At 44.1% G+C, this 13,644-nt stretch carries 12 protein-coding genes and 1 tRNA gene; all 13 read left to right on the forward strand.

Features of this window, described 5'->3' with window-relative positions:
- Window positions 1–13: 13 nt before the first annotated feature.
- On the forward strand, window positions 14–454 hold the full coding sequence (locus EKM80_RS07995; RefSeq protein ID WP_125552593.1) for a hypothetical protein: 441 nt from the start codon (window positions 14–16) through the stop codon (window positions 452–454).
- Between the two features lie 113 nt (window positions 455–567).
- Entirely contained in the window at window positions 568–1,731 is a 1,164-nt protein-coding gene (locus EKM80_RS08000; protein WP_125552594.1) for a DUF998 domain-containing protein, read from the forward strand.
- A 436-nt stretch (window positions 1,732–2,167) separates the two neighbouring features.
- Window positions 2,168–3,172 carry a tryptophan ABC transporter substrate-binding protein gene (gene trpX, locus EKM80_RS08005; protein WP_125552595.1) on the forward strand — a complete coding sequence of 335 codons (1,005 nt, stop codon included), beginning with the start codon at window positions 2,168–2,170 and terminating at the stop codon, window positions 3,170–3,172.
- On the forward strand, window positions 3,169–4,068 hold the full coding sequence (locus tag EKM80_RS08010; protein WP_125552596.1) for an ABC transporter permease: 900 nt from the start codon (window positions 3,169–3,171) through the stop codon (window positions 4,066–4,068). The genes trpX and EKM80_RS08010 overlap by 4 nt, the downstream gene beginning before the upstream one ends.
- Window positions 4,061–4,831: an ABC transporter ATP-binding protein gene (locus tag EKM80_RS08015; protein ID WP_125552597.1), complete on the forward strand. Its 771-nt coding sequence runs from the start codon at window positions 4,061–4,063 to the stop codon at window positions 4,829–4,831. Before EKM80_RS08010 ends, EKM80_RS08015 begins: the two co-directional genes overlap by 8 nt.
- A gap of 111 nt (window positions 4,832–4,942) precedes the next feature.
- Window positions 4,943–7,105, forward strand: a complete 2,163-nt coding sequence (locus EKM80_RS08020) for a Tex family protein (protein WP_125552598.1) — start codon at window positions 4,943–4,945, stop codon at window positions 7,103–7,105.
- Window positions 7,098–7,565 (forward strand): SprT family protein, encoded by a 468-nt coding sequence (locus EKM80_RS08025; RefSeq protein ID WP_125552599.1) that lies wholly within the window; start codon window positions 7,098–7,100, stop codon window positions 7,563–7,565. Before EKM80_RS08020 ends, EKM80_RS08025 begins: the two co-directional genes overlap by 8 nt.
- Window positions 7,553–8,830: a homoserine dehydrogenase gene (locus EKM80_RS08030; protein WP_125552600.1), complete on the forward strand. Its 1,278-nt coding sequence runs from the start codon at window positions 7,553–7,555 to the stop codon at window positions 8,828–8,830. The genes EKM80_RS08025 and EKM80_RS08030 overlap by 13 nt, the downstream gene beginning before the upstream one ends.
- A 117-nt stretch (window positions 8,831–8,947) precedes the next feature.
- Window positions 8,948–9,817: a homoserine kinase gene (gene thrB / locus EKM80_RS08035; RefSeq protein WP_125552601.1), complete on the forward strand. Its 870-nt coding sequence runs from the start codon at window positions 8,948–8,950 to the stop codon at window positions 9,815–9,817.
- Between the two features lie 82 nt (window positions 9,818–9,899).
- Window positions 9,900–9,984, forward strand: a tRNA-Leu gene (locus tag EKM80_RS08040).
- Window positions 9,985–10,095: 111 nt separating this feature from the next.
- Window positions 10,096–10,848: an NADPH-dependent oxidoreductase gene (locus EKM80_RS08045; protein WP_125552602.1), complete on the forward strand. Its 753-nt coding sequence runs from the start codon at window positions 10,096–10,098 to the stop codon at window positions 10,846–10,848.
- A gap of 19 nt (window positions 10,849–10,867) precedes the next feature.
- Window positions 10,868–11,203 carry a DUF1648 domain-containing protein gene (locus tag EKM80_RS08050; RefSeq protein WP_125552603.1) on the forward strand — a complete coding sequence of 112 codons (336 nt, stop codon included), beginning with the start codon at window positions 10,868–10,870 and terminating at the stop codon, window positions 11,201–11,203.
- Between the two features lie 656 nt (window positions 11,204–11,859).
- Window positions 11,860–13,644, forward strand: a 1,785-nt coding sequence (locus tag EKM80_RS08055; protein WP_191985943.1) for a KxYKxGKxW signal peptide domain-containing protein, incomplete at its 3' end; no start/stop codon positions are given.

Consider the following 13,644-nt stretch of genomic DNA (forward strand, 5'->3'; position numbering starts at 1 on the left):
TAGGTCGGATAACATGGTAAAAGTGCAACAAGTTATGGCGCATTATGCGCAAGTGGTCGATCAACTGATTCAAACAACTGAACGCTTGACTGGTGATCTAAACGGCGATTATGAGCTGCTTAAATCAGCAATCAGTACCGATACAGTTGACGATATTAGTAACGATCAGTGGACTAGTATCAAAGCCAATTTTAAGCGTGGTGTGGCTGAGTATGAAGCTAATTTAGCAACGGTCAAGGCAGTACGACCACCTGCTAAGGCGTTAGGTATTCATCATTTATTGCTAAGCGCATATACAGATTACGTTGCTGGCTGCGCACAAATGGCAGCCAGTGTGGACGATAAGGCGCATACAATTGATGTCGCAGCGTTTAAGGCGGCGGAGAAGCAACAAGATGATAGTTCATTAGCGTTGAATAAACAAATTGCGCGAATCGCACAGATCCTGCGATAAGCGCTAAACTAGAGGCTGTGACGTAAGTAAAATTATGTTGCAGTCTTATTTTTATTTCCGGAGTAGGTTAAACAGGTACCAGTTGGTTCGATAATAATTAAGTGAGGGTAAAAATGAGTAATCGTGTGTATTCAGTTAAGCTACCGGAAGCAATCGCGGATCAGCTTAAGTTGACGGATGAGCAGGAATTAAAAGTTACTGTGGCCAATTCAGGCATCTTACTACAGGCTGAACCAAAGTCGCAAAATGAACAGAGAATCTATGTGTGGGCTGCCGTGTTTGCCGCTATAAGTAGTTTGGTATTTGTCGGTGTTTTGCTCAACTTAAAACGCTATACGATTGCGTTAGTGGGCACGGAATCAATTGCAACTGCAGTAATTATATTAGGGGTTGTTACTGGTATCAGCCTATTTACAATTTACTTTGTCAAAAATCGGCACAGTTCAGCGACGTCTTCAGCGGCCCGTATTTATTGGCGTAACTTACCGATCATTGTGCTTTCCTTTGCCTTGATTTTGAGCTTAGTTTTGTTAGGTGCTTTCTGGCTGATTGGTTTATTGTTTGAGGGGGCTAGTTTTGATTTGGGCACCGCTACAGCCATCCTTTTCGCGTTTAATTTTGTCGTTAATTATTTTATGGTCTGGTCAGCCTTGTCGCTAGACGCCACACGCTTAATGTGGCTATTCACTGCGGTAATCATTAGTGGTGTGGCGATCTCAATGGCCACTAACGGTCAGCAGCACTGGTGGCAGCGTAATCTTAGTTTTTTAGGCACTAGCCATGCTATCAGCAGCTGGCAATTTAATTTAACCTTGATTGGTGCCGCCTTGATCATGGTGGCGCTGACTGATTATTTGTTTGTATCGCTGCAATCGATTTACCAACATTCACGCCGCTTGTTGGTGCTGCGGGTTATATTGACGGCCTTTGCACTAGATCTTGGTGCAATTGGGCTGTTCCCTAACAACCCACGGTTTCATGTGTTGCATACCCGATTGGCTGGTTATTTAGTCTATTTCATTATTTTGTTAATTATTGGCGTCCGTTGGTTATTGCCGCATATTACCAAGGAATTCACTTATTTTTCGTATGCGCTAGGGTTGATTCTCCTTGGTTTAGAAATTGCCTTTCAGGGGATTGGTTATCTATCGACGACGGCCTTTGAAATGATTGCTTTTGTTCTGGCATTTAGCTGGATCGTGATGCTACTGGGACGATTACAGGAATTAGCCCAAGGTGGCAAGCAAGTTTTCTTTACGCACGTTAAAATTGGGTGAGCAAAAAGGCACCATTTTAGCGGTAAAATGCTTTTTCTGTGGCCTAAATGTGAATTTGATTAAAATTTGTTGTTGACAGCTCTAACTAAGTTAAGCTATACTCGAACTAAGTTAAATCGAGAAAAGAGGAATCGCAGTGCAACAACGTCGTTTACAATTAAACAATGCCTGGTGGCAAAGCCAACTGTAGACGGACCGTTATCTAATGTAGATACGATCTGTCAGAGGATCGTATCTATGTTGGCCTTGCTTTTCTTCGTGCCCGCATAGATCAAACTATGCGGGTTTTTGTTTATTTTTAAGCAATCACCCTAAAATTGGTGGTTGCTTTTTTTCTTGAAAAAAAGTGCGCCATAAGCCGTCCTTATGGAACATGTGCTAGCAAAATTGTTTTAAAAAATTATTCGCAGTTATAGATTATGGGGAGGTTCTACATATGAAACGTATGTTAACGTTTATTGGGGTGTTGCTGGTCTTTCTCGGCTTTGCCTTTTTCCAAGAAGGTGGCGTGAAATCAGATAAGCCGCAAGTAGTAAAAAAACCAACGATTGGGATTTTACAAACAATGTCGCATCCAGCATTGGATGATATCCGGCGCGGGACTATCGATCAGTTGCGTAAGCGTGGCTTTACTGATGGTAAAACTGCGACGATCGATTTCAAAAACGCAGAAGGTGATCAAAGTAATTTGAAGTCGATCGCTGAACGGTTCCAAAATGAAGGGACAGATTTGAATATCGGTATCGCAACACCAGCCGCACAGGCTATTGCCAATACTGATAAGACGACGCCATTGATTCTCGGTGCCATCTCTAATCCAAAATCGGCGGGCTTGGTCAACAATAATGCGCACCCCGGCCATAACATCACAGGGGTGTCTAATCGCACACCAACGGCAGATCAATTGAAATTGATCCGCAAGATCATGCCTGACGTTAAAGTATTGGGCGTCATGTATACCTCGAGTGATCCGTCTGCGCAGGCCGAAGTTAAAGTGGTCCGTAAAATTGCACCTAAGTATGGCTTCACAATCAAAGAATTCACCGTTTCTAATTCCAACGATGTTGATCAGGTAGCACAAACAATGGCGCGCCAAGTTAAAGCGGTTTACGTTCCAACGGATAACACAATTGCGACGGCCATGCAGACACTGGTCAAAAATACCAACGCTGCGAAGATTCCTGTTTTCCCACCAGCGGGGACAATGGTTAAGGATGGCGGCCTAGCAACTTACGGTATCAATCAGTATCAGTTAGGTGTTGCGACCGGTAATATGGCAGCGGATGTGCTAGAGGGTAAATCAACCCCAGCAACCACGCCAGTTAAAATTGTTGCTAAAGGTGATCTTATTTTAAATCAAAAAGAAGCAGACTTACTTGGCATTAAGATTCCAGCTAAGTTGCAACAAGAAGCACAACAGAAAGGGGAGGTTTACAAATGAGTCTTATTACATCAGCGATTGGTCAAGGTTTAATGTGGGGGATTCTCGGTGTCGGCTTGTTTTTAACTTTCCGCGTGTTGAATTTTCCTGATATGACAGTTGAAGGAACGTTTCCCTTTGGCGCTGCCGTCGCGGTTACCGCGATTACGCACGGTATGTCGCCACTGCTAGCTACGTTACTGGCATTTGTTGCTGGGATGTTGGCTGGGTTAGCGACTGGCTTGTTATACACGAAAGGCAAAATCCCCATTTTGTTAGCCGGTATCTTAGTCATGACCGCCTTGTACTCAATTAATTTACGCGTTATGGGCAAAGCCAATGTCTCCTTGTTAAATGAAAATACATTATTTAAAGCTAAATTTTTAACTCGTTTGCCACAGTATTTTGATGGTGTCGTTGTCGGTTTCTTATTTGTCGCCGTGACCTTGATCATCTTGACTTATTTCTTGCAAACAGAGCTAGGCCAAGCCTTTATCGCAACCGGTGATAATGTGACTATGGCGCGTTCACTAGGCATTAAAACTGACGGAATGACGATCATGGGTTTGATGGTATCCAACGGTTTCATCGGTATCTCCGGTGCGTTAATGGCGCAAAGCAATGGCTACGCTGATGTTAGTATGGGGATCGGTGTCATCGTTATTGGATTGGCGTCGATCATTATCGGCGAAGTGGCCTTTGGCGAACTGACCTTGAATCAACGGTTGGTTGCCGTAATTCTTGGTAGTATCTTGTATCGCTTCGTCTTGCTGATTGTCTTGCAATTAGGCTTCAACACCGACGATTTAAAACTAATTTCAGCTATCGTGTTAGCGTTGGCCTTAATGTTGCCAACGTTCCAGAAACGGTTCCATACGCAAAAAATAATTCGGAATGGGGTGGCGCGGCATGAGTGAGCCAATTTTACAATTAAAGGATATCGTCGTCACCGTTGATACTGGTAACGAGGAACGACAAATTCTCAAGCAACTGAATTTAACCATTAATAGTGGTGATTTCGTGACGGTGTTAGGAACGAATGGTGCCGGTAAAACGACATTATTCAACACGATTGCCGGCAACTTACAACCAGCTGGTGGTCAGGTGATTTTACGTGGGCGCAACATTAGCCGGGATAACGAAGAAAAACGCGCGCAGCATCTGAGTCGTGTGTTTCAGGATCCCAAAATGGGGACAGCACCACGGATGACAGTTGCGGAGAACTTATTGCTGGCGCAACAGCGCGGGCAGCGGCGGACACTTAAATTGCGGCAATTGCGGCAAAATCGAGAACATTTTCACGATATGGCCGCTGAAATCGGTAATGGACTGGAAGAGCATCTAGATACGCCAACCGGTAACTTATCTGGTGGTCAACGGCAGGCGCTGAGCTTACTGATGGCAACCATGACAACACCAGATATTTTATTGTTGGACGAACACACCGCTGCGCTGGATCCCAAAACCAGTGAACAGCTGATGCACTACACCCAGCGACGGATTACCCAAAGTAATCAAACTTGTCTGATGATCACCCACCATTTAGAGGATGCTTTAGCATATGGTAATCGGTTGATCGTTATCGATGACGGGCGCATCGAGGCTGACTTTAACGCAGCGGAGAAGCAGAAATTAAGCCGTGAGCAATTATATGAGTTCTTTGATGAAACTTTAAGTTAGATGTAAGCGGGAGTTAGTCGCAATTGTGGCTAACTCTTTTTCTCTACGCTGGTATTTCTACTTTCGCCTACGTATAATAGAAGTTAAAGCAAATTATAGAATGAGGTCGTCATGGATAACGAAATTTTACAACGTACGATTGACCGGTTACCGGAATATCAAGCACGCCAAATTAAAAGCACACTACAATTATTAACTGATAGCAACACCGTTCCCTTTGTGGCTCGTTACCGTAAGGAAGTCACTGGTAACTTAGATGAAGTCCAGATTCGCGCCATTGAGACAACTTACAATTACCAAATGAGCTTAGTTGAGCGGCAAAACGAAGTACTGAAAAGTATTCAAGAGCAAGAAAAGTTAACACCGCAGTTAAAGCAGCAGATTCAAAAAGCCACCAAGCTACAGCAAGTTGAGGATCTATATTTACCTTATAAGCAAAAGCGGCGGACCAAAGCAACTATTGCCCGTGAAAACGGCTTAGCTCCGCTGGCGGCATGGTTGTTGACCTTCCCGCAGACGGATGTTGTTGCCAAAGCGCAGCAGTTCATTGAGCCAGCTAAAAAATTAGCTACCACGGAAGACGTTTTGGCTGGTGCGCATGAAATTCTGGCTGAGGAGTTCAGTGATAACGCGACTTTCCGTGAATGGGTACGCCAATTCACGACTAAGCACGCCAAGTTCACCGCGCAAGCTAAGGACAAGTCCTTAGATGAAAAGCAAGTTTATTCAATTTATTATGATTTTGCTGAACCATTAGCCAAAATGGTGTCACATCGTGTTTTGGCAGTTAATCGTGGTGAAAAAGCGGGTATCTTAAAGGCTGGTTTGGCCATTGAAACGCGGCCAATTTTATGGCATTTGGAACAAGCCATCATTCACGGACAAAACGGCCCAGCAGTTGCTTATGTGCAGGCGGCCATCGCTGATGCGTATAAGCGGTTTATTGGGCCAGCCATTGAACGGGAAATTCGGGCTAATTTAACCGACCAAGCTGCTGATCAAGCGATTGCGGTTTTTGGCGCTAATTTACGTAATTTGTTGCTGCAAGCACCCTTAAAAGGCCGTGTCGTTATGGGCTTCGACCCTGCGTACCGCACAGGTTGTAAGTTGGCCGTCGTTGATGCTACCGGTAAATTCCTCGATAAGCTGGTGATCTATCCCCATAAACCAGCACCGATGGCTAAACGTGAAGCTGCGGCGGGAACATTTAAAAAGTTTATTGAAAAAAATAAGGTTGATATGATTGCCATCGGGAACGGGACAGCTAGTCGTGAATCAGAACAATTTGTTGCTGATGTACTGAAGACTTTAGACCGTAAAGCCTATTATGTGATCGTTAATGAAGCTGGCGCTAGTGTGTATTCAGCTAGTGACGTGGCGCGGGAAGAGTTCCCTGACTTTAACGTTGAAGAACGCAGTGCTGTCAGCATCGCGCGCCGGTTACAAGATCCGTTGGCTGAATTGATCAAGATTGATCCTAAAGCCGTCGGTGTCGGCCAGTACCAACATGACGTGCCGCAAAAGAAGTTAAGCGCTCAATTAGACATTGTGATTGAAGATGTGGTTAACAGCGTCGGGGTTAATTTGAACACGGCCAGTCCAGAATTATTGGAACATATCTCTGGTTTGAGTAAAACAACGGCACACAATATTGTGACTTACCGCAATGAACAAGGTAACTTCACCAAGCGCCAAGAATTGAAAAAAGTACCGCGCTTGGGGCCAAAAGCTTTTGAACAAGCAGTTGGTTTTCTACGCATTATTGACGGCAAAAACGTTTTGGATAACACTGACATTCATCCAGAAAGTTATGCGGTAGCCAAGCAGGTATTGGCTAAATTTGAGTTAACTTTGGCAACCGTTGGCACCAGTAAGGCCCAGAAAATCACTGCAACACCAGAATTGGCAACTGAATTAGAGGTTGGCTTAGTGACGTTGCAGGATATTGTTAGTGGCTTGCGCAAGCCAGGCCGTGATTTGCGGGATGATTTTGCTCAGCCATTATTGCGGACTGATGTCCTATCGATTGCTGACTTGAAGCCGGGGATGGCGCTGGAAGGGACTGTCCGTAACGTGATCGATTTTGGCGCGTTTGTTGATATTGGCGTTAAGCACGATGGCTTGGTCCATATCTCTCAATTAGCTGATCGCTTTGTCAAGAATCCAAGTGAGGTGGTCGCGGTAGGTGATATTGTCCATGTTTGGGTATTGTCAGTTGAGCAACAACGTGAACGGGTACAATTGACCATGATTCCACCGCGGAAAAATGACTGATCAAGAACTAACGCACTATGTCCAACAAGTTTCGCAGAAATACTTTCAGCGGCCGTTTCGGCATCAAGCCAATTTTAATCGGCGCTTAAAAACAACTGGTGGCCGCTATCATTTAACCGATCATCATATTGACATTAACCTGCGTTTCGCGGAAGATAGTGATAAGTCAATTTTACTTGGTATTGTGAAGCATGAACTGTGTCATTATCACTTGCACTTAGCCGGCGGGGGATATCGGCATCGTGATCGTGATTTTAAACAGTGGTTGGTTGCAGTCGGTGGTAGTCGGTACGCGCCGGCACCCATCCGTGTGGCGCCAGAGATTCAATATCAATGCCAGCAATGTGGCCAAAAATATTTACGGCGGCGGCATTTAAACACGCAGCGTTATGTGTGCAGCAAGTGTGGCGGCCACTTACAATTAGTCCAACAAGGGAGGATACAAAAATGCGACAAATAGGTATTGGTTTACTTGGTTTAGGCACCGTTGGTAGTGGTGTCGTGCGTTTGTTACAAGATAATAAGGATAAGATTTCCGCAATTACCGGCCGTGAATTGGTCATCAAACGAGTTGTGGTCCATAATCCAGCTAAAAAGCGGGACGTTGACTTAGGCGATATTCCAGTGACGGCAGATATTGCTGATATGGTCCAAGATCCAACTGTCCAAATCGTCGTTGAAGTCATGGGTACCATCGATCCAGCTGAAGGTTATATCGAACAATTATTGCGTGCTGGTAAGCATGTGGTGACGGCTAACAAGGATTTGATTGCGCAAAAAGGGGCGCGCTTAGTTGATATTGCCCAAGAAAAGCAACGTGATCTCATGTATGAAGCCAGTGTTGCCGGTGGTATTCCCATTTTACGGACCATCGTCAACAGTTTTTCTGCCGATCAAATTCTAGAAGTCGGCGGGATCGTTAACGGCACGACTAACTATATTTTGACGCAAATGAATCAGAAAAAAGTCAGTTATGCGGCGGCATTAAAGGCAGCACAAGAGCTTGGCTTTGCGGAAAGCGATCCAACCAATGACGTCAAAGGAATCGATGCAGCCTATAAAATGATTATTCTGACGCAATTCGCTTTTGGCATGAATTTGACTTTGGATGATATTGCGGTAGAAGGTATCAACAACATTCGGCTCGAAGACATTCAGCAAGCGCAAAGTCTAGGCTATACGATTAAACTGATTGGGACGGCAAAACAAATCGACGGTAAAATTAATGTTGTCGTTGGCCCTGCGCTCGTCCCTGCGGCCAACCCACTAGCAGCGGTGCAAAATGAAAATAATGCTGTTGTCGTCAAGGGTGCTGCTGTCGGCGAAACGATGTTCTACGGCCCAGGTGCTGGGGAATTGCCTACTGCTAATAGTGTTTTAAGTGATATCATTTCCGTGACCAAGGATATTGGTATCGGCATCACCGGCAACACATTCAATAATTACCGCCAGGGTGCTGCCTTAGCGCCAGCGACTGCAGTTAAGTCGGCGTACTATTTTGCCTTGAAAATGCGCGATATTCCAGGTCAAATGTTAACCTTAACCAAAATTATGGCGGAGACACAGGCAAGTTTTAAGCAGTTGATCCAGACGTCCAGTGATGGTGATTTTGCGCATGTTGTGATGATCACACACGAGATCGATTTGGAACAATTGGCTAAAATTACTGCAGCAGTTGCTAAGTTGGATAACATTAGTTTATTATCAACTTATAGAGTTCTGTAGCGCTCGCATTTAACATAATAGATAACTAGCTACGGCAATTTTATTTGTATTTGGCGGAAGGTCGCAAGTTGATCTTTTTTAGCTAGTTATTAATGATTACTAGGGGGAAACATAGTTATGACAACAATTCGGGTACCGGCAACTAGTGCCAATCTCGGCCCCGGTTTTGATTCGATTGGTATCGCGCTGGAGCTGTATTTAACGTTAACAATTGCGGAACCGCGCGCTACATGGTTTATTGAGCATGAAATGGGTGTTGACGTGCCTAGTGATGAGCACAATCTGATCATCAAAACGGCACTGGCGTTGATTCCTGATTTAACACCACATCATTTGATCATGAAATCAGCAATTCCGTTGGCACGTGGCTTAGGCAGCAGCTCGTCAGCAATTATTGCCGGCATTGAGCTGGCGAATCAATTAGGCAAACTTGATTTGACCCAATACGATGAATTGCAGATTGCCGTTAGATTGGAAGGTCATCCTGATAATGTTGCACCAGCCATTTACGGCGGTTTTGTGACGGCCACATATGATGAAGTTGAGGCTGATGCAATCAGTGCGCCGTTCCCTGCTGCACGGGCACTGACCTATATTCCCGACACTGAATTATTGACCAGTGCTAGTCGGGCAATTTTACCGGAAAAAATTCCATTACGGGCAGCCGTCACCACCAGCTCTTCGGCTAATGTTTTAGTGGCCGCCGTGTTGCGTGGTGACCTAGAAACAGCTGGCCGCATGATGGAACGTGATCAATTTCATGAAGTTTATCGTGAAAAGTTAGTGCCGCATTTAGAACAGATTCGCGAAAAAGCGCGCGCAGTCGGCGCGTGCGGTACCTATTTAAGCGGTGCTGGTCCCACTGTGATCAGTATGGTACCGGTAGACGAAGCTGATGAGATCCTCGGTGAGTTACAACAACTACCGTTAACTGGGCAGTGGTTAAACTTGGCGATTGCACCAGCTGGCTTGTTGATTGAAGCTTAGAATTAGTATTTTAAGATTAGAAATCAATGAAAACCATTGCGCCTGCGCCATTTATTTGCTAAAATATAACAGTTGGTAAATTGCGGCTGTGGCGGAATGGCAGACGCGCTAGATTAAGGATCTAGTGGAAAATTTTTTCCATGCTGGTTCAAGTCCAGTCAGCCGCATCAACTGTGAGCGCACGTCGACATTAGTCAGGGTGCGCTTTTTTGTGCCCTCAAAGCGGCGTTGTTAGGCGTATAATGAAGTTATCTTAATTTTGAAAGTAGGTCCGCATTATGATAAAAGAGTCGACTATTGCGCAGCAACTTGATCACCGAACGATTCGTGCCTTCACTAAGCAGCCAGTCGCACCGGAAATTATTGAACAGTTAGTTTCTGTGGCGCGGCATACGGCGACCTCTAACTTTCAACAAGCATTTAGTGTCATTAGCGTTACTGACCAGGCTAAAAAACAACAGATTGCGGCCATCTCTAAACAACCATATGTGGCGGCTAATGGTCATTTATTTATTTTTGTTGCTGATCAACACCGTAACCAGCAGATTGGTGCAGAAATGGGTAAAACGGAAAATCAGCTCGGCGGGGCTGATCGCTTTTTGCAGGCATGGTCGGATACTACCCTGGCGGTACAGAACACTGAAGTCGCTGCAGAAAGCCTCGGCCTCGGGACAGTGATTCTCGGCAGTATTTTAAATGACGCGCAAAAATTGATTGATCTCTTACAATTACCACAGCTGACTTTTCCTGTTCTCGGCTTAGCAATCGGCTGGCCAGATCAAGCGCCACAGTTGAAACCACGGCTGCCAGAAAAATTTGTCCATTTTGAAAACAGCTATCAATTACCAACGCCAGTGGAACCACAGTTAACGGACTATGACGCGGTCGTTCATCAATATTATGATCTGCGCGACGCCAATCGTCGAGTTGATACATTCACCAATCAAGTTCAGCAACGATTAGCTATGGTGCCGGAAAAGCGCGGTGAGTTATTGGCAGTGCTGCGGTGGCAAGGATTTTTGTTAGAATAATACGAAGAGGTTATGACGTATGAAAAAAGTAAGCATCAGTTTACGCGTAATTTCGTTAATAAGTTTGTTAACTGGGCTTATTGGTTTTATTCTGGCACCACCAATTATCGCGACCCACTTTACAAGCACAAATCGTGCCGATGCTACTGGTGCGGCGTGGCAGGTTTTCTTGTTGCCGGCGATACAAATCATTATTGATGAGGGGCTAATTTTCAAGGCAAAGAGACAGCGCCGCCGTACTGATGATCTTGCCTTTGATTTTGTGCTACCGCAAGAACGTACCTATATCGCTATAGCAATTGTATTACTGCTTGTTTTTGCGTTTTCTATTTATCAGATGATTTCTTATCGCTAAATTAAGCCAATTAAATGATTGATCCACTTCGCTAAAAGGAGTGGATTTTTTTTGTGCTCAATATCTGCCGATTCTACATAAATAATAGCTAATGGTCATTAATAATGTTAGCGCTGATTTAATTACAGGTACGCAAATGTCAGCAATTTTTCTATGGATTGTTAAATAATCCTGCTAAGGACATATTTTCAGAACGCAACTTTAATGCTAGTTTATTAAAATATTTTTAATAAACTTATCTCAATTATTTAATCAAATTAATAATGATAACAATCAGAATAGCAGATTTTAATAGCGGGGTTAGTGCCGGCTGACATTTGTTAACAGAAAAGTCACAATATCAACAAAGAAAATATATAATATGTAATTTTGAATTTATAAATGCCCAATCTGTATACCAATAAGCCTTTAAACGCTCATTAAAACATAATGTTAAGCCTGCATGTTTTTTTGATGCCGGTATTATAAGGCTTTCTTACTTATTTCCAAAATAAAATCAATTATTCATAATAAGAAAAGAAAAAACGATATTTTTAATATAAAGAAACATTTAGAATTAAAAACAAGATAATCAAGAAACGATAATTAAAGTTTTAAAAATCGATATGATGGTTAAGGCGTAAGTATTTTAAAAAAGAAGACTAAGGAGATTTAATATGAAACGTGTGGGTAAAAATAATTTAGTACAGCAAATGGAACGGAAAGATTTACATTATCGAATGCGTAAAAGCGGTAAAAAATGGATTTTCAATATGCTTTTTGGGTTGGCAATTGGTGGTGCAACAATTGGGTTCATGGATACTACTCAAGTTACTGCAGCAACAACTGATGCTACAACGGTAACTGCGACAGCAGACTCGGGTGGTACTGATAGTACGGCCGGATCGGCGAGTAGTACGGCTGCAACCAGTGCTACTTCAGCTCAGTCAACTGAAGCTGGTGCTAGTGCGGCAGCTACAACTGATTTAGATCAAGATAATGATGGCTTGAATGCTAGTGAAGAAGCTGCGGCTGGCACCGACGTTACCAAGGCCGACACGGACGGTGATGGTTTAAATGATAAAGAAGAAGTGACTGCTGGGACTGATGGTACCAAGGCCGATACCGATGGCGATGGTTTGAATGATAAAGAAGAACTTACTAATGGGACTGATGCCACCAAAGCCGATACGGACAGTGATGGCCTGAATGATAAACAAGAAGCAACTAACGGCACCGACGCAAAAAAGGCGGACACTGATGGCGATGGCACGAATGACGCTACCGATACTAATCCGTTAAGCGCAGACGGTGTAGCTAACTCTGCTGCAGGTTCAGCAACGGTCAGTGCAGCAACTAGTACGGCTAGCGCAGCCGCAGCACCAGCGGCACAGAAAGTGGCTAGTAGTGCAGCAGCCAAGGCTGGTACTAAGGTACAGCAAAATATAACTGTCCATTATTATGTCATAGACCCCTCGACTGCGGCAGGTTGGCGTATGATAGGTGAAATTAGCGGTTATGTTATATCTGGTGAAGAAGGCACTAACGCTGCTGGAAAAGTCACATTAGAAGACATCAATGGCTATAAATTTACTGCATTTACTTCTGGTCCTAAGGGAGACTCTCACAATGCAACTCCGAATGTCCAAATTTCACTTAACGATGTTGTTTTTCAATCGACTGTTAGTAGTCTTTGGGTGTTGTACGATGAAGAGGGTGCAGCACCATCAATTCCAGACGATCCCGATAGTGACGGCTTAAGCAACTCAGAAGAAAATGATATTGGCACTGATCCTATGAATCCGGATACCGATAGCGATGGTAAAAACGATAGCGATGATACGGACCCATTAACGCCTGATGTACCAGATAATCCTGATCCAGATTCTGATGGTTTGACTTCAGAAGAAGAAAGTGAAGCGGGTACTGATCCAGATAACTCGGATACTGATAGTGATGGTGTCAACGATTCTGATGATATTGATCCAACTAATCCTGCTGTATCTGATGATAAGGACGATACAGATTCCGATGGCTTAGATAGTGAAGGCGAATCTGAAGCCGGCACTAACCCAGATAACTCGGACACTGATGGTGATGGTGTTAACGATTCCGATGATATTGACCCAACCAATCCTGCTGTATCTGATGATAAAGACGATACAGATTCCGATGGACTAGATAGTGAAGGCGAATCTGAAGCGGGCACCGACCCCGACAACTCTGATACAGACAGCGACGGCGTCAATGATTCCGATGATATTGACCCAACTAACCCTAGTGTATCAGATGGAAAAGACGATACAGATTCCGATGGACTAGATAGTGAAGGCGAATCTGAAGCGGGCACTGACCCAGATAACTCGGACACTGACAGTGATGGCGTCAATGATTCTGATGATATTGATCCAACCAATCCTGCTGTATCTGATGATAAGGACGATACAGATTCCGATGGCTTA

The organism is Loigolactobacillus jiayinensis, from assembly GCF_003946445.1.
GTDB lineage: Bacteria > Bacillota > Bacilli > Lactobacillales > Lactobacillaceae > Loigolactobacillus > Loigolactobacillus jiayinensis.

Excerpts from the sequence above, each read along its gene's own strand:
- EKM80_RS07995 (WP_125552593.1), top strand. The coding sequence starts at position 14 with ATGGTAAAAGTGCAACAAGTTATGGCGCATTATGCGCAAGTGGTCGAT.
- EKM80_RS08000 (WP_125552594.1), top strand. The coding sequence starts at position 568 with ATGAGTAATCGTGTGTATTCAGTTAAGCTACCGGAAGCAATCGCGGAT.
- trpX (WP_125552595.1), top strand. The coding sequence starts at position 2,168 with ATGAAACGTATGTTAACGTTTATTGGGGTGTTGCTGGTCTTTCTCGGC.
- EKM80_RS08010 (WP_125552596.1), top strand. The coding sequence starts at position 3,169 with ATGAGTCTTATTACATCAGCGATTGGTCAAGGTTTAATGTGGGGGATT.
- EKM80_RS08015 (WP_125552597.1), top strand. The coding sequence starts at position 4,061 with ATGAGTGAGCCAATTTTACAATTAAAGGATATCGTCGTCACCGTTGAT.
- EKM80_RS08020 (WP_125552598.1), top strand. The coding sequence starts at position 4,943 with ATGGATAACGAAATTTTACAACGTACGATTGACCGGTTACCGGAATAT.
- EKM80_RS08025 (WP_125552599.1), top strand. The coding sequence starts at position 7,098 with ATGACTGATCAAGAACTAACGCACTATGTCCAACAAGTTTCGCAGAAA.
- EKM80_RS08030 (WP_125552600.1), top strand. The coding sequence starts at position 7,553 with ATGCGACAAATAGGTATTGGTTTACTTGGTTTAGGCACCGTTGGTAGT.
- thrB (WP_125552601.1), top strand. The coding sequence starts at position 8,948 with ATGACAACAATTCGGGTACCGGCAACTAGTGCCAATCTCGGCCCCGGT.
- EKM80_RS08045 (WP_125552602.1), top strand. The coding sequence starts at position 10,096 with ATGATAAAAGAGTCGACTATTGCGCAGCAACTTGATCACCGAACGATT.
- EKM80_RS08050 (WP_125552603.1), top strand. The coding sequence starts at position 10,868 with ATGAAAAAAGTAAGCATCAGTTTACGCGTAATTTCGTTAATAAGTTTG.